Origin of the sequence: Ruminococcus flavefaciens, assembly GCF_900116855.1 — a bacterium.
In the GTDB taxonomy this organism is placed as follows: domain Bacteria; phylum Bacillota; class Clostridia; order Oscillospirales; family Ruminococcaceae; genus Ruminococcus; species Ruminococcus flavefaciens_R.
In genome coordinates this window covers 143,100-163,287 of sequence record NZ_UETD01000003.1, presented here as the reverse complement: position 1 = coordinate 163,287, position 20,188 = coordinate 143,100, and the positions used below count along the sequence as shown (strand labels likewise).

At 45.9% G+C, this 20,188-nt stretch carries 26 protein-coding genes; 24 read left to right on the top strand and 2 right to left on the bottom strand.

All coding sequences use genetic code 11. The features are described from left to right. The first annotated feature begins 1 nt into the window (after position 1). From DSZ37_RS03190 to DSZ37_RS18150, 11 genes are all read left to right on the top strand, one after another. Positions 2 to 580, top strand: coding sequence for a hypothetical protein (locus DSZ37_RS03190; protein WP_146198149.1), 579 nt, complete (start codon positions 2 to 4; stop codon positions 578 to 580). Positions 581 to 604: 24 nt separating this feature from the next. After that, the gene (locus tag DSZ37_RS03185; protein WP_109725526.1) at positions 605 to 1,282 is read left to right on the top strand and encodes an ABC transporter ATP-binding protein; all 678 of its coding nucleotides are present in this window, start codon (positions 605 to 607) and stop codon (positions 1,280 to 1,282) included. After that, entirely contained in the window at positions 1,279 to 3,615 is a 2,337-nt protein-coding gene (locus DSZ37_RS03180) for an FtsX-like permease family protein (protein WP_181380216.1), read from the top strand. Before DSZ37_RS03185 ends, DSZ37_RS03180 begins: the two co-directional genes overlap by 4 nt. 138 nt (positions 3,616 to 3,753) lie before the next feature. Next, entirely contained in the window at positions 3,754 to 4,536 is a 783-nt protein-coding gene (locus DSZ37_RS03175) for a hypothetical protein (protein WP_109725524.1), read from the top strand. Between the two features lie 804 nt (positions 4,537 to 5,340). Then, positions 5,341 to 6,384, top strand: coding sequence for an AAA family ATPase (locus DSZ37_RS03170; RefSeq protein ID WP_109725523.1), 1,044 nt, complete (start codon positions 5,341 to 5,343; stop codon positions 6,382 to 6,384). Positions 6,385 to 6,787: 403 nt separating this feature from the next. Further along, a complete protein-coding gene (locus DSZ37_RS03160; RefSeq protein ID WP_109725521.1) occupies positions 6,788 to 7,099 on the top strand; it encodes a plasmid mobilization protein in 312 nt (103 codons plus the stop codon). Next, positions 7,099 to 8,433, top strand: a complete 1,335-nt coding sequence (locus tag DSZ37_RS03155) for a relaxase/mobilization nuclease domain-containing protein (RefSeq protein ID WP_109725520.1) — start codon at positions 7,099 to 7,101, stop codon at positions 8,431 to 8,433. The genes DSZ37_RS03160 and DSZ37_RS03155 overlap by 1 nt, the downstream gene beginning before the upstream one ends. A gap of 76 nt (positions 8,434 to 8,509) precedes the next feature. Next, the gene (locus tag DSZ37_RS03150) at positions 8,510 to 8,818 is read left to right on the top strand and encodes a DUF6809 family protein (RefSeq protein ID WP_242978552.1); all 309 of its coding nucleotides are present in this window, start codon (positions 8,510 to 8,512) and stop codon (positions 8,816 to 8,818) included. Between the two features lie 132 nt (positions 8,819 to 8,950). After that, positions 8,951 to 9,145, top strand: a complete 195-nt coding sequence (locus tag DSZ37_RS03145) for a helix-turn-helix domain-containing protein (RefSeq protein ID WP_072301224.1) — start codon at positions 8,951 to 8,953, stop codon at positions 9,143 to 9,145. Between the two features lie 127 nt (positions 9,146 to 9,272). Then, entirely contained in the window at positions 9,273 to 9,944 is a 672-nt protein-coding gene (locus DSZ37_RS18155; protein WP_347504369.1) for a site-specific integrase, read from the top strand. A gap of 9 nt (positions 9,945 to 9,953) precedes the next feature. Continuing rightward, the gene (locus DSZ37_RS18150) at positions 9,954 to 10,544 is read left to right on the top strand and encodes a site-specific integrase (RefSeq protein ID WP_347504395.1); all 591 of its coding nucleotides are present in this window, start codon (positions 9,954 to 9,956) and stop codon (positions 10,542 to 10,544) included. Positions 10,545 to 10,864: 320 nt separating this feature from the next. Here DSZ37_RS18150 and DSZ37_RS03135 read toward each other — a convergent pair whose 3' ends face one another. Continuing rightward, positions 10,865 to 11,995, bottom strand: a complete 1,131-nt coding sequence (locus DSZ37_RS03135; RefSeq protein WP_109725518.1) for a tyrosine-type recombinase/integrase — start codon at positions 11,993 to 11,995, stop codon at positions 10,865 to 10,867. Between the two features lie 42 nt (positions 11,996 to 12,037). Then, positions 12,038 to 12,724 carry a helix-turn-helix domain-containing protein gene (locus tag DSZ37_RS03130; protein WP_109725517.1) on the bottom strand — a complete coding sequence of 229 codons (687 nt, stop codon included), beginning with the start codon at positions 12,722 to 12,724 and terminating at the stop codon, positions 12,038 to 12,040. Positions 12,725 to 12,965: 241 nt separating this feature from the next. Between DSZ37_RS03130 and DSZ37_RS03125 the strand changes: the two genes are divergently transcribed. The 13 genes from DSZ37_RS03125 (at position 12,966) to DSZ37_RS03065 (ending at position 20,180) form a co-directional block, all read left to right on the top strand. Next, positions 12,966 to 13,196 (top strand): helix-turn-helix domain-containing protein, encoded by a 231-nt coding sequence (locus tag DSZ37_RS03125; protein WP_146198148.1) that lies wholly within the window; start codon positions 12,966 to 12,968, stop codon positions 13,194 to 13,196. Positions 13,197 to 13,211: 15 nt separating this feature from the next. Further along, on the top strand, positions 13,212 to 13,493 hold the full coding sequence (locus DSZ37_RS03120) for a hypothetical protein (protein WP_146198147.1): 282 nt from the start codon (positions 13,212 to 13,214) through the stop codon (positions 13,491 to 13,493). Positions 13,494 to 13,504: 11 nt separating this feature from the next. Continuing rightward, on the top strand, positions 13,505 to 13,723 hold the full coding sequence (locus tag DSZ37_RS03115; protein ID WP_109725514.1) for a hypothetical protein: 219 nt from the start codon (positions 13,505 to 13,507) through the stop codon (positions 13,721 to 13,723). Positions 13,724 to 13,737: 14 nt separating this feature from the next. Next, the gene (locus tag DSZ37_RS03110; RefSeq protein WP_109725513.1) at positions 13,738 to 14,367 is read left to right on the top strand and encodes a hypothetical protein; all 630 of its coding nucleotides are present in this window, start codon (positions 13,738 to 13,740) and stop codon (positions 14,365 to 14,367) included. Further along, the gene (locus DSZ37_RS03105) at positions 14,360 to 14,590 is read left to right on the top strand and encodes a hypothetical protein (RefSeq protein ID WP_109725512.1); all 231 of its coding nucleotides are present in this window, start codon (positions 14,360 to 14,362) and stop codon (positions 14,588 to 14,590) included. Before DSZ37_RS03110 ends, DSZ37_RS03105 begins: the two co-directional genes overlap by 8 nt. 13 nt (positions 14,591 to 14,603) lie before the next feature. Continuing rightward, entirely contained in the window at positions 14,604 to 14,903 is a 300-nt protein-coding gene (locus DSZ37_RS03100; protein ID WP_109725511.1) for a DUF3846 domain-containing protein, read from the top strand. A gap of 2 nt (positions 14,904 to 14,905) precedes the next feature. Beyond that, the gene (locus tag DSZ37_RS03095) at positions 14,906 to 15,172 is read left to right on the top strand and encodes a hypothetical protein (protein WP_109725510.1); all 267 of its coding nucleotides are present in this window, start codon (positions 14,906 to 14,908) and stop codon (positions 15,170 to 15,172) included. A gap of 89 nt (positions 15,173 to 15,261) precedes the next feature. Further along, positions 15,262 to 15,465, top strand: a complete 204-nt coding sequence (locus tag DSZ37_RS03090) for a hypothetical protein (protein WP_109725509.1) — start codon at positions 15,262 to 15,264, stop codon at positions 15,463 to 15,465. Further along, a complete protein-coding gene (locus DSZ37_RS03085) occupies positions 15,462 to 15,650 on the top strand; it encodes a hypothetical protein (protein ID WP_109725508.1) in 189 nt (62 codons plus the stop codon). Before DSZ37_RS03090 ends, DSZ37_RS03085 begins: the two co-directional genes overlap by 4 nt. Before the next feature lie 86 nt (positions 15,651 to 15,736). Further along, positions 15,737 to 16,231: a hypothetical protein gene (locus tag DSZ37_RS03080; protein WP_109725507.1), complete on the top strand. Its 495-nt coding sequence runs from the start codon at positions 15,737 to 15,739 to the stop codon at positions 16,229 to 16,231. Next, entirely contained in the window at positions 16,231 to 17,400 is a 1,170-nt protein-coding gene (locus DSZ37_RS03075; protein ID WP_109725506.1) for a DUF2800 domain-containing protein, read from the top strand. Before DSZ37_RS03080 ends, DSZ37_RS03075 begins: the two co-directional genes overlap by 1 nt. A gap of 18 nt (positions 17,401 to 17,418) precedes the next feature. Then, positions 17,419 to 18,180: a DUF2815 family protein gene (locus tag DSZ37_RS03070; protein WP_109725505.1), complete on the top strand. Its 762-nt coding sequence runs from the start codon at positions 17,419 to 17,421 to the stop codon at positions 18,178 to 18,180. Beyond that, complete coding sequence (locus DSZ37_RS03065) at positions 18,180 to 20,180, top strand: DNA polymerase (protein WP_109725504.1); 2,001 nt, start codon at positions 18,180 to 18,182, stop codon at positions 20,178 to 20,180. The genes DSZ37_RS03070 and DSZ37_RS03065 overlap by 1 nt, the downstream gene beginning before the upstream one ends. Positions 20,181 to 20,188: the final 8 nt, after the last annotated feature.

Here is a 20,188-nt window from a genome sequence, read left to right as displayed (position 1 = left end):
ATTGTTTAAAAAAATCACAAGATATTTCCTTATAGCTTTAATTGTAGTAGGTATTATCTATTACGGATTTAGATTATATCAATCAAAGAATCATCCGTTTACGGCAAAACTGAACTGCTGTTCAACAACAACTCATTCTGGTCCGATACCATGGGAAGAATATTTCAAAGATACAATTAAAATTGTTCAAAGCCAAGGAACTGGCTATCAAATTATAGGAGATATTCAAAATTTACCGTCAGATAATGCTGATGATTATATAAGTGTGGCATTTCTTTGTGATATACATAATAATACATTTGACAACGATGCAACAGTAATGGAAACAATGGTGGATTCAGTTCCAGACAACAGTTTATTTTTATTTGCCAATTCTTTGGATCCGGTTTTAATTGAATCAAAGGGAAATCAGCAACATTCATGTGTTATTTATATCTACAAGAAAAGCTATACCGAAGAAGAAATAGCGGAAATGCTGCGTAATGTCTCAATTAGCGTGATATGTAATGCAAATGGCAAACAATATAGAGTGAATGTCGAAGGCATGGAAATAATAAAAAATAGTGATGTAAAATTTTAACATTGTGTCTCTACGAGGTAAAAAATGATTACGGCAAAGAATATAACAAAAATCTACGGTGCAGGCAAAACAGCCTGCACCGCTCTTAATGATGTTAGCCTGACGATAGGTAATACTGATATTATTGCGATAACAGGTCAGTCGGGCTCGGGAAAAAGCACACTCATTAATGTACTTTCAACACTTGATACTCCTACTGATGGAACAGTTATATACAACAAAAAAGATATAACCAGGCTTTCAGAAAATCAGAGAGCTGAATTCAGACTTAAGAATTTCAGCTTTGTTTTTCAGGATTTCTATCTTGTTTCTACTCTGAATGTTCATGAGAATATAATACTTCCGGTTCAGTATAAGGAAAAGGGCTATGATAAAGAGCTTTTTGAAAAGATAGTTACAGAATGCGGAATCAAGGATAAGCTTCTGAATTATCCTCACGAGCTTTCGGGCGGCGAGCAGCAGCGAGTAGCAATCTGTCGTGCGTTGCTTATTAAGCCGAAGGTGATTTTTGCAGACGAGCCTACAGGGAATCTCGACTCATTCAACTCGGGCAAGGTGTTTGAATTGCTAATTTCATATGCAAAAAGCAATTCATGCTGCCTGATTTATGTCACACATGAGGAAAAATATGCGCTTCTTGCTGATCGCCGTATAATAGTATCCGACGGGAAATGCGAAGAAATAACGGTGAACGAAAAATGAGTGATAAACTGCTTGTTAACAGCTTGAAAAAGCCAAAAAAATATTATTTTATCCTATATTTACTTGTAGTTGTTTCCGTTTTCTTTTTTTGTTCAGTAACTTTGTTTTATGAGACAATGCTGGATATGAAATACGGCGATAATAAGTACGGATTTCAGCATTGTACAATATATGATACATCGGAGGAGATAATTAGTAAGCTCTCTACTGAGATTGGAGTAACCAAAACAATAGAATTTGAAAGAAATACTGTAGAACTTCCAGGGGATAGACCATGCTATATTGATGCTGTTCCGCAGGAGTACTTCAGCTTCACGGAATATAACTTATTAAGTGGTACTTTCCCTAAGAATGCTGATGAGATATGCTGTGAATCATCGTTTCTGTTTGAACTTGGCATTCCTTTTGATGAGTTTATTGGCAGCAAAATAGAACTTGGCGAAAAGGAATATACAGTAACAGGCACATTTACCGCAAACAGACTCTGGTCAACATTCGGTTTTAATGAAATACATTGTTTTACGGCTCAGCCAAAAGAGATAAACTCAATAGCATTCTCGACGACCAATATAAAAAGATGTCAGAGTTTAATGAACGTGTATGAAAACAAATGCAGAAACGTTCAGTATAATATGAACAAATGGGCAATATCCATGAATAAGAGCGAAATGCGAATGATGTACAGACCTATTATGCTTCTTATGCTTGCAATGATAATTGCCGCTTTTTCACATTTCATTTCTGTAATTATAATGCATCACAAGCGCAATATCGGGATTGAAAGGTTAATGGGAATATCTCTGAAAGCGATAAGGAATAGTTTGTTTATATGTGTTTTGAGGGTAATAGCTCTTGCTGTTATTTCGGGAGCGGTTCTGACTCTGTCGTTTATGCCCGTAATAAATAGACTTTATGAGTATACCTACAATACTGATGTCAACGATTTTATGAAGAGCAATGGCATACTTATAATATTATGTCTTGCGCTTGCTATAGCCATTATATATGATGCTGTAACTTTAACAGTTTTAATGATACGGATAAAAAGATCCGATATTAATACAGTTAAGAATGTTCACGCCATAAAAGTTAGAAAGCGTGAAACAAAAGAGAAAATATCGAATTATTATATCGTAAAGCGTCACATTAAAGCCTCATGGATATCAAATATTCTCACCTTTATCGTTATCTGTTTTCTGGTTTGTTCTTTTCCTGTCATGACACTGTACTTCAAGTCTGTTACAAAGGATATGGACAATTTTGAGGGCTTTGATTACGTTGCCGATATTGATACGAGTCTCACATTTGGAAGTATCTACAACGATGCCGAAGACTATATGCAGACTATATCTGATCCGAAGATAGAAGGCTGTACGGCTGTCCCTTTTTACAGCGCACAGTGCAGATTTGCCGTTCCGAAGGAGCTTATTACAAAGGACTATATCGATCTTTTATCGAAAAATTCAGATTTGCAATACGATCTTAACAACAATTTCAAAGATAGTGTTGAGATTCCATTTATTATAGTTGGCATAAATGAAAAACAGCAGAAGCAAATGGGAATTGAACTCGAAAATGCGCAGGCTATCGCTTACAGAAATATAATCAATTACAACAATAAGCATACGGTAGGAATTAAAATGGAGTATTTCTCAAAGATACAGATAGATGAAGAGTATACTTTGGAGATAATAGGTGTCCAAAATAATTATAATGGACTTATTCCAACCTCCGCGACGGCTACAGTGTTGCTGGTAAATTTTGAGACATATGAAGAACTATTCGGTAGCGGCTATGCTCCTTCAAGAATATTCTACAATGTCACAAAGGAGGCTGAGGACAAACTTACAAGCTTGTTTACGGGAAAAAGCTACATAAACCTCATCAATGTAAATGAAGCCTACAGAAACAACAGGCAGATAAAAGTAATGAACATTATTTATTGCTTTATTCTTATTTTTACTTTTATTTTTGTGGTCATGAACTGTTTTGTTATAGCGTATTTGAATGTGCATAACAATACAAAGGAGTACGCTATAATGTCAGCTCTAGGAATAAGCAGAAGGAATATTTCTGTAATGATAGCTTATCAGCTTTGCACCGTAATCTTGATTTCACTTGTTGTTTCGGATATAATAGCATTGATTTGTTCTGATCATTACATGAACAGCTTGAATACATATTCAAAAACAATCCTGACAATGCCGTTTGTAGAAATTATGCTGACCAATGTTGTTATCGTTTTTGTCTGTGTGGTTGCATTTTTTTTATTTATTAAGAAGTTTTGGAAATTCGTTGCTAAAGAACGTATGAGTGAAATAAATAAAGTTTAATGGAATAAAGTTGGACGTTGTTTTCAAGTGGCGTCCTCACTTTATAATTTATCAAGACTTGACAAGCACAAAACAATATGTTAGAATAAAATCAGTAAGTAATATAAACATATATCAATACAATTACGAGAGGGTCGTATGGAACAATTATTAGTAAGCCACTGGCATAAGAATACAAGATACGAGATACAGAGCATAGACGGCACAGAGTACATTGTTCCATGCGAGTACGGTTCGGTGTACGATCCGATAAACAGCGAAAATGAAATGATGACCGACGCACTAAATCTTGGCAAGTACCTGACTGAGAACGACCTCGTTCAGAACGAAATGGTGCTGGACTTCGTTCACAAATACGGTTTGCTCGGTATTATGCCTGATATTGCAGGCTCGGATATAGGTAAAAGCGAGCGTGTCATCGTTCGTGACAATATCTTCACTGACAGCGGTATCGTTGATGTGAACGAGTTCGCAAAGGTCTTCTTCCCTTGTGATAACATCGACATAATGGCTAAATCAAACCAAAAGGGCAAGCTGAGACTGTATTATCGCAGTCCGATATACTCGACAATGTTCCTACGGAAGTATAAGTACTGCGAGCCGCTTGAGTGGGTGAAGAAGTACTTCAAGTATCTGTACAGCTTCACGATAGGCAAAGAATCAAAACTGACGAAGTTCATGCCTCCTCGCCTAACATACAAGATAGATGACAGGAACGGTCTGAACCTACTGTGCGAGTATGATTCGCTCAAAGCGATGATAGACCTCGCATTCGCAAAAGCAGTGACAGACGATAAGAAGCCGCTCCGTACCTGCAAACACTGCGGAAAGCTGTTCTATGCCACCGACATACGCAGCGAGTTCTGTTCTGCAAGATGCCGAAATCAATACAACGTATACAAATCAAGAGCAAAGCATTGACGCTTTGCTCTTTTTGTTTCAAAATAAAAATGGAGGCCTTGACAAATAAAAATAGTGTGTTATAATATAAACGAGAAAGAGTAATAGCATATATCCGATATGCAATTACAAATAAACATGATGATGAGCAGAGCTTGATTATCAGCGCTGCTCATTCTTCTGAAAGCTGTGTAATATGATATTAGATGTAATATATTACACAATCAATTATACGGAGAGGTGACCTAAAATGAACAATTAAAAACTAAACAGCAACTTGAAAATTGAATATGGGATCAGGAGTTACGTTGTTTCCGATGGTGGGGCGGTGAGCCGTACCAGCCCAGAGATGCGCGATGACGCAAAAGCCGAGCGATAACATCTCTGGTTTCACATAGCGCAGATGTGAAGTAAGCGATGAAAGTCGGGAACGGATACTTACACTCAGCCACAGTCCGAGCGTGATAAAACCGTCGCAGGCAATGGGAGTGTGCCAGGGCAGCCGAGCATTTAGGTTGTCTATGAGTCCGATGTGCAGTCGGGCGGCTCCTGATTCGTCAGGCATAGTGCGGCGGATACTGCTGTTCAAAACAGTGTGTCTGCTATGCTGGGACGTACTATGTCCTGATGCGTTCGTGATCTGCAGCCTTAAATAATAGTCAAAAACATACCAAAATGCAATAAGAATACTGCTCCCACATTTTTACTTGTGGAGAGTAAAAATCCGCGCGACACAGCCCACACAAATAGTTCGCGCGAGCAGTTGCCCGTAACGAAAAAAGCTGTTGGCTGTGTTCGGGAATCTTATGGGAAAGGAGGAATGCTATGAGTAATATGTTACAAACGAAAACTGCAGAAGAAATACTGACAACAGTATTCAAGCCGAAGGAGTTCATCATTGACGGACTGCTTACACAGGGACTGTATGTCCTTGCAGGTGCACAGAAGGTAGGCAAGTCATGGCTGGCAATGGATATCTGTCTCAGCATTGCAACAGGAGTTTCTGTACTCGGACGTGGTACTATTCAAGGAACTGCTTTGTATCTTTGTCTCGAGGATAACTATCAGCGACTACAGCGCAGATTGTTTAAGATGAATGCCGAACCGATTGAGAATCTGCACTTTGCACTTGCTGCTGACAAAATCGGTGCAGGTCTCGAAGAACAGATAGAAGCATTCAAGAAAGATCACGATGACTTAAAGATAGTTGTGATTGACGTTATGCAAATGGTGCGCAGCAATGTTGAGTCGAGTTATGGTTCTGATTATGCAGAACTGATCGCACTCAAACAAGTCACATACCGCTTAGGTATATGCATACTGATGATACATCATATGCGAAAAGCTAAGGACGATAATCCGTTCAATATGATGACAGGCAGTACAGGTATTGGCGGTGCAACTGACGGCAACTTTGCGCTCAAGGAAACAAAGTGCGGCTCAGGAAAAGCTATTATGTATTGTCAAGGCCGTGACATTGAATACACTGAACTGCGAATGCATTTCGATACCGATGTCATGCGCTGGATAGTTGAGAACGAGCCTGCGACACAGAAGAGCCGCGACAATATTGTTCTCTCTGCTGTTTATCTTTTCATTAAGGAGCGAATCCACTTTGAAGGTACTGCAACTGAGTTAGTTGCTGAACTCAAATCAGTTACCGATGAAGTTATTTATCCGAACAGAGTAACGCGCGACTTGGTTCAAAATGGTTATGAACTCAGCAAGTACGGAATTGATTTCAGGTACGAAAGAGTTCACAAAGGTCGTGTAATCATTCTTCACTACAACGGCGAGCGTGACAGTAGTGACGGTAGAAATGTTACCGTCACGCAGGCACTGCCTGACAGCTCACAAAGCTCTATATAGCTTCATCTGCGGAACGTGTCAGTAGGTTTTCGTGTCGGTAGTTTTACTGTCACGGCAGAGTTACTGTCACGCACAAGAACACCCGTTTTTGCCGCAGCAGTCCAAATCGGGTAGTTATCCCACCTGCCGCCATAGAAGCGATTGTGGCGCAACATGAAGCGAGTGTGGCGGAATTGGCATAAGGAGAAAACTACCGCTGACGGAGCAGTACAGGCGACGGAGGTATGAAATGCCAGCATCGCATTCGGCAGTCCGCCGAACGCTTGCTGGTCGGGGCGAACCCCGAACCCCCTGCGGCGAGGTGCCGCGCCCAATTGCGCCTCCGCATAGTCCAAACGGTCAGGAAGCACCAATGTCGGCGCGACGAAACACAACACAAAACGGAAGCAAAGGAGGTCGAAATATGCGAAAAAGGAACAGAACAATCACTATCCGCTGTACCGATGACGAGTATGAGCGGATACACAGTAAGGCTCAGCGGCACAAGCTGTCTCTCAGCGACTTCGTTCTTAGGTCGGCAATGGACAAGAAGATTATCGTAGCTGACGGACTGGACGAGGTTGCAAAACAGCAGAAAGCAATCGGACGGAACCTTAATCAGATAGCAATGCTGGCACATGAAGGGCGGCTCCACTCTGTCAGACTGGACGAGCTTGTGGAGCAGCACAGGGCAGTGACAGCGGCAGTCTGTGAGATAGCAAAGGTGGTGAAGTGATGCCCATAATCCATTTTATCAACAACAAAACTCAGACCGCTGGCGGAATGAGGAACGTCCTCAACTACGTCAGCAGAAAGGAAAAGACGGTCTCAGAGGACAAACGTTTTGTGACTGGAGTCAACTGCTCGCCCGAGACTGCTCTCGAAGAAATGACTGCAACCAAGAACCTGTATCACAAGCCTAACGGACGGCTGTACTATCATCTGGTGCAGAGCTTCCCCAGCGGCTACAAAATTGAGCCTGAGCTTGCTCACAAGATTGTGGTGGAGCTTGCAGAGAAAGCCTTCGGGAAGTATGAGTGTGTAGTTGCAACTCACATTGACAGAGAGCATATCCACTCACACTTCGTGTTCAACTCGGTCAGCTTTGGGGACGGAAAGAAGTATCATTCCAACAAGGAGAGCATTGAGCAGCTGATGAATCTCAGCGATGAGATCTGTCAGAGGTACGGAGTTCATGTGCTTGATACTCCCAAGAAGAAAATGAACAGGGACTACCTCTCCGACAGCGAGTACAGGTCAGCCAAGCGTGGCGAGAGCTTCAAGTGGGAGCTGATGAATGTCATAAACCAAGTGATGAAACAGGCGAAGTCAAAGAAGCAATTCTGTTTCATGATGAAACAGCAGGGCTACGGTGTCAGGTGGGAGGACAACCGCAAATACATCACCTACACTTGCCCCAATGGCAGAAAGTGCCGTGACAACAAGCTTCATGGCGACAAGTATAGAAAGGAGAATATGGAGTATGAATTCAAAGCAAGAAGAATTACAGCAGATGTACGACAAGGAATTGTCGGCAGCGGCGGACACTCAGCCGACAGTGGTAGTGCTCGATTCCAACTGGAGAGCGCTGATAGAATTGAACAAGCTGATGTCGCAGGAGCAGCTGGAAATACTCACCAGACTCTCGGTACTGGCGACGAAAGCGGATACAGAACAGGTGCTGAAAACAGTACGCTCCGAGCAGAGAGATACCATAGCGACCTGTCGGGAGCTGCTGAATCAGGCAGCGGAACTGTCAGAAACAGCAACGGCTCAACTGGAGAAAGCGACAGCGAATCTGTCCTCACAGGCTGGGAAGCTGAACGTGGAATATGGCTTGAAACTGAAAGAGCTCGACGAATACAAGCACAGGCTCAGATTGAAAGCAGCCAAGTGGATAGTGATTTCGCAGTCAGTATTGATAGCGTTGTCGGCGGCGTTACAGCTGTGGCTTCGATAATTGAGGACGAACCTGTCGATGATACTGAGTACGCTCGGGAACACATTGACAGCAAAGCTCTCGCCGAGGAGCGAGAGTGCAAGGAAGCTCTTGGAATACACATGGGATAGTCCTGTGAGGTGTGCTTTGTTTCAACAGCCGGTTTTCGTCAGGTCTGGTGAATGGATTTCGGCTGGAAGCTGTGGTATGATAGTTGGTCAGGAGGTGACCGCGGCGATGAAGTTGCAGGATCTATACTACGGAAACGTCATACCGTGTCAGCACGACGTGAGGCAGGAATCAGACTACACAAAACGAAGTCTGGAGCTCCTCGAGATGTGCAACACACTGGAGAAAAGACTGTCGGCTGACGATAAGAAGCTGCTGAACGAGATAACGGATATGCAGGGAATGCTGTCCGAGACAATGGTAGCGGAGAGCTACATACATGGCTTCCGTGACTGTGCAGAACTGATAATTGATGTGCTGTTCGGCGGAAGCGAGAACCTGAAATAAAATCATAACAATCAAAATGGAAAGGGTACGGACAGAGCCGTACCCTTAGATTTTTAGTAAAGGAAAGATGAAAATGAACATTTTAATTCACACAGGAAACAGAAATAAGACAAATAGAAGGAGTATGATCGAATGGCTGAAAACAAAACAGAAACCAAAATCGTAATGCTTACCATAAAGGAGGCGGCAGCTCTTGTAGAAGGGCTGACCGAATACAGAGTCCGTCAGATGTGCATCAATGACCAAGTACCGCACATCATGGCAGGGAAAAAGTATCTCATCAACAAGGAGCTTTTTCTGAGATACCTCCGTGGAGAAACAGCGTGAGCGATTTTATCAGTAAAGGAGATTTTTAACACGAACGGCGCATTTCTGATAGACATTTCCGCAGACCTGTGGTATAATGTCGGTGGAGGAAATGCGCCATAGTTTTGAAACGGAGGTTTTTAAATATATGGCGACAATCAGAAAGCGTTCCGAGGGAACGTACCAGATAAGAGTGTCATGCGGCTATGGTGTAGACGGCAAGCAGCGAAATCAGTTCAAGAGCTACAAGCCTGAGCCGGGTATGACACCGAAGCAAATTGAAAAGGAACTCACTCGTCAGGCTGTCCTGTTCGAGGAAGAGTGCAAGAGGGGACAGATAACATCGGCTGTCAAGTTCGAGAGATTCGCAGAGCAGTGGTTTGAGGAATATGCTAAAGTCAACCTCAGACCGACCTCATACGCACGAATGAAACAGCTCACCAAGCGTGTCTATCCTGCCATAGGGCACAAGCGACTCGACAAGATAACGGCACGTGATATTCAGAAGTTCGTGACCGATATGCTTGTCAACGGCAAGAATATGAACACAGGTAAGCCGCTGTCGAGGAAAACGGCAGTGCATCACCTGAGCTTTATCAGTGACGTATTCAGCTATGCTATACGCATGGGAATGCTGACGGACAACCCTTGCAGACGAGTATATGTGCCGAAACAGGAACAGGACGAGAAACAGATCTACACCATAGATGAGGTTAAAAAGCTGTTCCGCAATCTGCCGGATGAGCCTTTAAACTATCAGGTGTATCTTACGCTTGCAATTTATAGCGGATTCCGAAGAAGCGAAATGCTTGGTCTGTAATGGAAGGATATTGACTTCGACTACAACACCATTAAAATAAGACGCACCTCGCAGTACACAGCTGAAAAGGGGATCTATACCGATACTACCAAGACAAAAAAGTCTCAGCGCATTTCCAAATTTCCGGAAACTGTAATGGAGCTGCTGAAAAGATTTCAACAGGAGCAGTCAAAAGAAGCGGAGAGACTTGGTAGCAAGTGGGAGGATCACGACAGGCTGTTCACCAAATGGAACGGAGCTCCGATGCATCCGCAAACGCCTTATAAGTGGCTGAGAGATTATTGCGAGAAGATCAATATTCCCTTCCGAGGGCTACACACTCTGCGACACTTACACGCTTCGCTGCTTATCTATGAGGGAATGGACGTAGTGGCAGTATCAGCTGACATGGGACACAGCGTCGTAGGAACGACTTTGAACCTGTATTCCCATATGTTTCAGGAAGCAAGAGCACGCAACTGCGAGGCGATCACAAACGCCCTGCGCTTCACAAACGAAGCTTCGACAGAAGAAAACAAAAGCACAGAAGCTGAAGCGACGTGCTCAGATGAAGATGAGGACGAGCAGGAGGAAGAAAACTTAGGACTGACAATTGGCTAAAAATAGGTCCGCAGGGCGAACGCTCTGCGGACAGAATAGAAATGGTTAAATTGAAAAACAAGTGGTTGATAAGTGGTTACGAACATTTTTAAAAAAAACGAAGCTCAGAAACGACCGAATATAGCCGTTTCCGAGCCTTAAAAATGGTGGAGCATAGGGGATTCGAACCCCTGACCCCCACACTGCCAGACTTTTTCAATGACGTCCCACAAACAGCGCAGCGCCCGAGAAAACCTCAATAGATAGTCGTTTGCCGCTTTCGCTGCACCTGAGATAGTTCAAGAAAAACTGTCTTAAATGTCGTAATAGTGTCGTAGTAATTACTTGATTGCATCTCGGATTTTATCAATGTCGGGGTGCGCATATCTCTTACGGAGCATCTTAAGGTCCGCCCAGCCCATGACCGAAGCAACAGCAAACAGATTGACATCTGAGTTTACCCAGAGCGACGTCCGAGTGTGCCTCAGCTCATGAGGATTAAGCGCAGGAATGTCAATGCCATAGCTTGCGTAGTAGCTTCTCATGTCCTGCATAAAAGTCTTATAGTGCCTCTCGTGCCATGTACTCGGTATGCACACTCTCCCCTTCTGACTACAGATAACATACTCAGCTTTCGGAAAACTTACCCGCTGCTGCTCAAGTAGTTTGATGGTAGCATCTGAGATTGGGATAACCCTCTGCCGGAACTCGTTCTTAGGAGCACCAATGACGAGCTCCGTCTTCCCCGTGTCAGGATCCTTGGCCTCTACGACACCCTGATTGATTTCAAGCACTGCTTTCTCCACGTCCACATCTGCCCAGCGCAAACCGAGAAGCTCGCTGCGTGATATGCCATAGGCGAGCATGAGATGCACCGCAAGGCCGTACCGGTGGTATGGACAGTATTCCAGTACAAGCCAGGTCTCCTCATCACTGTATGTCCTCTTAGGAGACTTCTGCGAGCTCTGCAGCTTAATACCCACGCAAGGGTTACGGCTTATAAATCCATTCTGGTACGCATTGTTAAAGATCTGATTGAGGCAGATGTAATGCTTTCTCACTGTCTCATCGGAGAAGCTATGCTCCTGCTTCACCTTTTTAAGGTAAAGCTCGATATCGTTCTTGCGGATATCTGATATACGCTTGCTGCCGAAGTAAGGTATGATGTATTTAGTCGCAGGCGTATAGTATGTAAAGTTGTAGGTACTGTTTTTAATAGTCCCCTTCTTGAGCTCCAGGAACTCATTTGCTATCTTAGTAAAAAAGGGAGCTGCGTTATAGGTCTCCCCCGTCACCTCCTGTAGAGCCTGGTTGATTTTGTACTGCTCTGCCTTAGCTCTCGCGTCGGCCTTACTCACGGTACTATAGAAGCTCTTACGAATGAGCTTGCCGCTAAAGTCCTTACCGATCGTGACCTTAACCTCATACAATCCGTCAGCTCTGTTCGGAGCGTCTTTTTTCGGTCTGCCCATGTAATCGCCCCTCTCATCGGCCTCTGCCTTTACGGCAGGGGCTTATTTTTTATACCTTTCGATCTCTGCGAGCTCCTCTATGCGCTCAACTGCTTTTCTTTTCCCTATATCATTAAGTTTACAATATGCAGTATATATCTTTGCAAAATCCCTACTTGTGCTATCAATTTTAGTTTTTCCTATTCCAGGACTTCCAAAATAATGATAAAAGATATGTTCATCGTCTTTGGTAGAGTCATAATATTTTTTCATTACATCAGAACTGCCAGACATCTCTGTATAGGTATTTTTCAAAAAAGGAACGTCAAAAGAAGATTTGTAGCTTTCAAGAATGGTGCTCCACCCATTTTGTACATCGCCTTGCTTTTCGGCTACGGGAGGCGCGATAGTTCTTACTGATGAGGTTCCCTCGTTATCAGCATCTACCGCTTTAACCGCATTGTAAATCTTTTTTGCATCGCCACCAAAATGTTCTATGATATCGAGTGGCGCATTTTTTACCTCGTCTGAGTTTTCATAATCTATCGGATCATCTGTCCACCCCATTAAGAACGCAGGTGTTGTGTGAAAGAACTCCGATATTTCAGTTAAATATTTATTGTATGATTTGCTTTTTCCATTTTTCCACGTTGAGTAAACGCTTTTTTCAATTCCGAGATAGTCAGTTAGCTCTTTTTGTGTGCGATCCTGCGCCATAAGTAAGTACTGTATTCTGTCAAATGTGCCCATAAAACTCACCGCCTTTTTGTAATCTCTGACAAAAGTTTATGTTTTGCCAATTTTTGTATTGACAGTTGAGGAAATGAGAACTATAATAGATACAGAAGTTGTCAAAACCACAACTAATTGTCAAAAGCTAAACCGTATTTCCCTAAAGGTTTGGCTTTTATAAACTTGCTCACTATTATAGTATCAGTTTTGTCAACTCTTGTCAATGGTATTTTCAATTTTTTGTGGGAGGTGAATGTTTTTGTTCGATAATTTTAGGCACATTGCTAAGGTAATGGCTAAAGAGAAAAACCTAACTTACGCACAGATTGCCAGTATGTCCGGGCTCGAGGAAAGCACTATAAAGTGCTTTATGTGCGGAGCCAATGATAGCCGCCGCGTTGCCGAGAAGATTGCTGACGCCCTTGGTGTGTCGCTGATTTACAGCAATGGCCGCTATGAACTCACTAATAAGGAAGACACAAGTGCATAAAGAAAACAAAAAAGTGTGAAAGGAGCAATCGCTATGACAGGAACGGATAAGATCAAAGAGTTTATCGCACAGGATACTGAAAAGCTTGCCGAGATTGTCGAGGCTCACCCCTTCCAGATACCCGTCAAGGTACTGGCGGAGTGGTGGCACTGCTCCGAGGACAGCGTCCGTAATGCGATCACGCAGCACGGCTACCTGGGCATCGCTCAGAGGCAGCCGGGTAAGGTCAACGCAGGCTTTGTAATACCGACAGGGCACTTTGTCCGTTGGTGGTGCTGCCAGTTCGGCGTGCAGTAAGGAGGCAAATCATGGACAAGATAAATCTATTCGGGGGGATACTTCTCATTATCCTCTCTTGCGTTGAGCTGTACTGCCTGCACAGACTTCGCGTTGAGCTGCGGAGAAAGTCTCAGGAGAAATCGGAGGCAAGGAGAGAGGCACTTAGGCCACCGGCATACAAAAAGGTTCGGGATAGCTGGGCTATCTACCGCAACCGCCGCAGCCTGTGGGCATCAATAAAAAAGTAAAGGAGTACATGAGCATGGGCAAGCATAAAGCAATTTCTGAAAACGAGCAGTCTATCATCGTCAAGAACATACTTGGCGCCAAGGACAAGCGCAAGCAGGTGGAGATAGAAGCCGATCTGCATGAGTCGTCCATAGGCATCATCAAGGATATCCTCAAGGAGCACGGCGTCAATCTGAGGATCCTCAACGGTGGCAGCCACAAGAAGAAGCGCCTTGAGGATGAGCTGATAGACGAAGCTCCAAAGGAGCAGGCTATAATCAACGAAGCCGTTGAGGCCGTCAAGGACTTCGATGCCGCTCTCAGCAAAGGAGAACAAATCGAGGAGCAGGAGCACAGCAAAACAGCAAACATCTCACAGGAGGAGAAGCAGCAGATATTTGAGGCTTCCTTAGCCGCGCAGAGAGAAAAGAAGCAGAACGAGCCTGAGCCGATCATAATAGGCAGCGCACCTAAACAGATCTGCTCTGAAGATGATGTCCTCGACGGCATTCGCAAAAAGGTCGCAAGGCTGATAAAGCAGCGCCGTGAGCTCAAGGCTCAGCTCGATGCTAAAGACCAGGAGCTTGCAAAGTATGTCGAGTTCTTTAGCGCAGAGATGCTGCAGATAGATGCTTTAAGAAAGGACGGTGGCATAAGTGGATAAAGTACATGAGCAGAAGTTTAACTTCGTCCGCCATGAGCTGCTTCAGCTCCTCAGGGCGATCGACAGAGATATCTTAAAGGCTGAGTATGAGATACTCGATGACGAGATCGAGATTGTAACAGTATACTGGTTGACCTCAGAAGGTTACTCGTCTGACCGCAAGATCAATGTCACAGGCGACAGCTTGTCTGCCCTGGCGCGCGACGTGCTGAAAAGAATTTGAGGAGGTGATTGAGTTGAAAGCGATACGGGTAGACAGATCGGGCCTCAGCGAAATCGACATTGCAAATACACTTGATGCGCTGCAGGCGGCCGTTCTCGGATACATAGAAGTAGTTACATTGGTACCGGGGCAGGCAGCTATGGTCGTTAACGAGGAAGGCAGGCTGCATCAGATGCCGCCGAACATCTTAGCCTCTGCGATCGCAGGCGTTAAGATCATGGGGCCTGCAATAGTCGTCGGCGTGGACGATGACGAGTTCACCGACGTGCCCGCGGAAGTAGCACGGCACATCATGGCAAGGTTCGGAGGTTAAAAATGAAAAGAGGTATAACAGTAGAGTTTGACTACAATGACGACGGGTATTGGGTAGAGAAAAAGCGTGGCACCCTTACAATTGAGGAGATAGCACAGGCAATAAATGAGTATCATGGCGAGGACAGATACTTTTTTATGATTGATACTAATGCTCCCGAAGGTTGGTATGATAATTATAATCTCAATGGTGATTACGAGCCAAAAGGCGACTGCGTAAAGGTGTACAGCTTCGACGCTATAAAGAGGTTGACAGGTGCTACAAAATAAAGAAAAAAAGCTCCCCTAAGGGAGCATGAATAAGATACAAATATGTATAACGACATCTATATTATACATCATGAAAGGAAAAATGTCAAATGTTAGAGATAAAGGTAAAAGAAAAAACGGCTGAGGTAAGTGCCTCAGGCCCCCCCCTTGAGCTATCCGCAGAGGCGATGCTTGCCATTGACTCTCTTATAAACATTGTCGGCCGCTGCCTGTGTGTCCCCTATCAGGTGGCGCGTGATATGACGATCAGGGTATGTGATGCAAGACACAGTAAGAAGGAGGATCCAGAATGATAACATTAACTGACATCGACGGCGTAAACTTCGAGCTCGACATCGACATAATAAAGGAGATGCACGACAGAGGAAGTTACCGTGAAATAACCTGCCACATTGTCGGCTTACTCCGTGTAAAGGATACGATCCCGGAGATCATGGCCAAGATACGTAGGGTGAAGCTAAATGGGCGCTCATCCTAAGCACTGCCCTTACTGCGGCAGCATTGAAATCATAGGTGACACCTGCAAATGGTGTACAAATATAATCAATACGGAGGTAAATAATTATGAACGAGAAGACATTCGAGATGACTATCCAGGTAACAACAGAGTCGGCGAAAAAGGTGATCGCTCTCTTATCCAACGAGTACCCTTATAAGGTAGAGGCACCTGCTCCTGCGGCTATGCCCGCCGTGCAGACCGCTGTGCAGCAGTTCGGTGGATCTCCTTACAACAACGCACCTGCTCCTGTTCCTGCTGCTCCTCAGGCTCCTGTGTATACCGGAGCACCTGCGTATACAGCGCAGCCCATGCCGCAGCAGCCTCCTCAGGTGCAGCCTCAGACACAGGCTCCGCCCCAGGTAACAGGAGCTCCGACATCGGCTCCGATGTATTCTATAGCTCAGCTGCAGGCCGCTTGCGGTCCGCTCGCTGACTCTGGCAAGCTCGCAGATCTCCAGAAGCTCATTGCTTCCTTCGGTGTCAGCTCACTTGCAGAGCTCCCCCAGGCAAGATACGGTGAGTTCGCTAACGGTCTGCGCTCTCTCGGAGGTGTACTGTAATGCCAGGAACGCACGCGCTCCTTTCTGCAAGCTCTTCGGCAAGGTGGCTTAACTGTCCACCTTCCGCTAAGCTCAATGCAGGAGCAGATGACAAGGAGAGCAGCTATGCAGCTGAGGGCACACTCGCCCATGCAATGTGTGAGATCAAGCTCAGAGGCTACATATCTGCCATACCTAAGCGGTCTATCACCGCTAAGCTCAAGAAGCTCAAGAGTGATCCGCTGTATCAGCCCGAAATGGACGGATACACCGAGGAGTATCTCGACTACATAAAGAAGATCGCTACAAGTTTCAACGGGCCGCCTACAATCAGAGCCGAGGAGCAGGTCGACTATAGCACATTCGCCCCTGAGGGCTCCGGCACGGCCGACTGTCTGATACTATTCGGCGATGAGCTTCATGTAATCGACTTTAAGTACGGCAAGGGCGTACTTGTCTCACCTGAGGACAACCCTCAGCTCAAACTTTACGCCCTCGGAGCTATCAGCAAGTTCGGCCTCATATACAGCTTCAATAAGGTAACGCTGCATATCGTACAGCCGAGACTTAGCAATATTGACGACTGGTCGATAAGCACCGCCGATCTCCTCGCATGGGGCTTCTCTATACAGCCCACAGCTCAGCTCGCGTTCAACGGCCAGGGAGAGTTCAAGAGCGGTGAGCACTGCAGGTTCTGCAAGGTCGCAGCGACTTGCAAGAAGCGTGCTGCGGACAACCTTGCGCTTGCACAGTATGAGTTCAGAAAGCCCGACAACGATCCGACCGCTACGGATCCTATGCTTAACGATACAGAGCTCGCGGAAGCTCTCACAAAGGGAGCGCAGCTCGTAGCATGGTACGAGGACCTCAAGGAGTATGCACTCGCCAAGATCCTCGACGGCGGTGAGCTCAGCGGTTGGAAGGCAGTCGAGGGCAGAGGCACAAGAGCCTTTATCAATCCTGACGACGTGCCGAAGCGTCTTGAGTCTATCGGACAGAGCAGCGACCTCGCCTATGAGCGTAAGGTTCTCTCGCCTGCAGCACTTGAGAAGTTGCTCGGCAAGAAGGTATTCACGGACAGCTTCTCGGATCTCGTCGAGAAGTCCAAGGGCAAGCCTGCGCTTGCGCCGATCTCAGACAAAAGAGCTACATACGTCCAGGGGACGTCCGCAGCGGAAGACTTTAAGTAATCAAGGAGGACTATCAATATGTCAAACACTATCGTAACAGGAGAAGTACGCCTCTCCTATGTAAACGTATTCGAGCCCAGAGCTAACCAGAACGGTGGGGATCCTAAGTATCAGGTAACTGTTCTGCTTCCTAAGAGTGACACTGTAACAAAGGCAAACATCGACAGAGAGATCCAGGCAGAGCTTCAGAACGGCGTAGCAACAAAGTTCGGCGGTCAGATGCCTGCAATGCCTGCTATCCCTATCCACGACGGTGACGGCAGACGCCCTAACGGTGAGCCGTTTGGCGAAGAATGCCGCGGCTGCTGGGTATTCACAGCAAGCTCTAAGCAGCGCCCGGAAGTCGTTGATGAAAACTGCCAGCCTATTCTTTCGGCGACCTCTGTCTACAGCGGCTGCTATGGCAGAGTATCAATAAGGTTCTTCGCCTATAATCAGGCCGGCAAAAAGGGCATCGGCTGCGGTCTTGGGAACGTGCAGAAGCTGCGCGACGGCGAGCCTCTCGGCGGCGGTTCTACAGCGGCACAGGACTTCGGCAACGCCTCTGCCCCTGCTTTTACACCTATACAGCCTGCTAATTATCAGCAGCCTCAGCAGTACGGAGCACCTGCTCAGCAGCCTGTATATGCGCAGCAGCCTTACTCAGCACCTGTGCAGCAGCCTGCTCCCTATCAGCAGCAGCCGCAGCAGTCACAGCAGCTTTACGGAGCTGCTACATGGGAGCCTCAGTCTCAGCCTGCCCCGGCTCAGGGCTTCCCTGGCGGACCGCTTCCGTTCTGATGACTAATCTATCTATCGACATCGAGACTTATTCTGACGTCGACCTGAAGAAATCGGGACTGTACAAATATGTGCAGTCCCCTCAGTTTCAAATACTGCTTTTTGCCTATCGTGTTGATGACGAGCCCGTACAGATAGTTGACCTTACAGCCAGTGAGCGCATCCCTTTTGATATAGAGATTGCCATGCTTGACCCTAATGTTACGAAACGGGCATACAACGCAGCGTTTGAGTGGTACTGTCTGTCGAAGCACCTCAAGCTGCCTCAGGAGACTCAGAATGAATGGTTGCAGCAGTGGCGTTGCACAATGCTTCATGGCCTCTACCTCGGTTATCCCAGTGGGCTTGCCGCTATAGGTGAGGCATTGAAGCTTCCGCAGGATAAAAAGAAAATGGGCGTGGGGCAATCGCTCATCCGCTACTTCTGCAAGCCTTGTAAACCTACTAAGGCCAACGGCGGCCGCACTCGTAACCTGCCGCAGCATGAGCCCGAGAAGTGGAAGATCTTCAAGGACTACTGTATGCAGGACGTCTATTCAGAAAACAGTATATGGCGTATACTGTCAGCCTTCCCCGTCAGTGATGATGTACAGAGGCAATGGGAACTTGATATGAGGATCAACGCTTACGGCGTTAATCTTGACAGGGATCTCATCGAGGGCGCTCTCCACTGCAACGCTTGTATTACTGATGAGCTTATGGCCGAAGCTACAAAGCTTACGGGTCTCAGAAATCCAAAGTCGGTATCTCAGCTTAAGAAGTGGCTTACTAAGGAGCTGTCTGAGGACATCGACACACTTAGTAAAGCTAAAGTCGCAGAATTACTTGACCGTGACTTACCAAGCTCTGACGTGAACCGAGTGCTTGAGATCAGACGCGAGCTCGGTAAGTCTTCAGTAAGTAAATATGAGGCTATGGAAACGTGCATTTGCAGTGACGGAAGGGCGCGGGGTCTCCTCCAGTTCTACGGTGGTAATCGCACCGGGCGCTGGGCAGGGCGGCTCATACAGGTTCAGAACCTTCCTCGAAACTATATGGATACCTTAGATACGGCCAGGGACCTTGTAAAAAATAAGAATACGGCCGCAATAAAGCTCATTTATGGTAATGTGCCTGATACACTGTCACAGCTGATCAGAACAGCATTCATCCCGTCTGAGGGCAACAAATTCGTTGTGGCGGACTTCTCAGCCATTGAGGCAAGAGTTATAGCATGGCTCGCAGGAGAGCAATGGAGACTTGAGGTATTTAACACTCACGGTAAGATCTATGAGGCTTCTGCATCAAGTATGTTCGGCGTCCCTATCGAGAAGATCAAGAAGGGCAACCCTGAGTATTCGCTCCGCGCTAAGGGTAAAGTCGCCGAGCTCGCTCTCGGCTACCAGGGCAGCGCGGGTGCTCTTATTAACATGGGCGCACTTGATATGGGGCTCTCTGAGGACGAGCTTCCCGATATCGTACAGCGTTGGCGTAAGGCTAATCCGAGAATAAGAGATCTCTGGTACACCTGCGAGAATGCTGCGCTTGAGGTAATGGCAACAGGTCAGAGAGTCGGCATTAATCAGAACATCATATTTGCAAGAGAATATGACTGCGGTGCAGGGCTTGACTTTTTTACAGTGCAGCTCCCGAGTGGCCGCAAGCTCTTTTATCCTCACCCTTTCCTTGCTGAGAATGACCTCGGTAAACAGGCGCTGCACTACTACGGCGTCAATCAGAAAACGGGCAAATGGGGCGTCATTGCTACCTACGGCGGTAAACTCACAGAGAATATAGTGCAGGCGGTAGCCCGAGACTGTCTTGCTGTAACTCTTGAAAGGCTCGATGCAGCAGGATTGCAAGTAGTTATGCACATACACGACGAGGCGGTCATAGACTGCGGCCGAGACCAGGTAAGCGTCGACGCTGCGTGTGACCTTATGGGCACCCCGATACCGTGGGCACCGGGGCTCCCACTCAAGGCAGCAGGCTTTGAGAGCAACTACTACATGAAAGACTAACCTCTAAG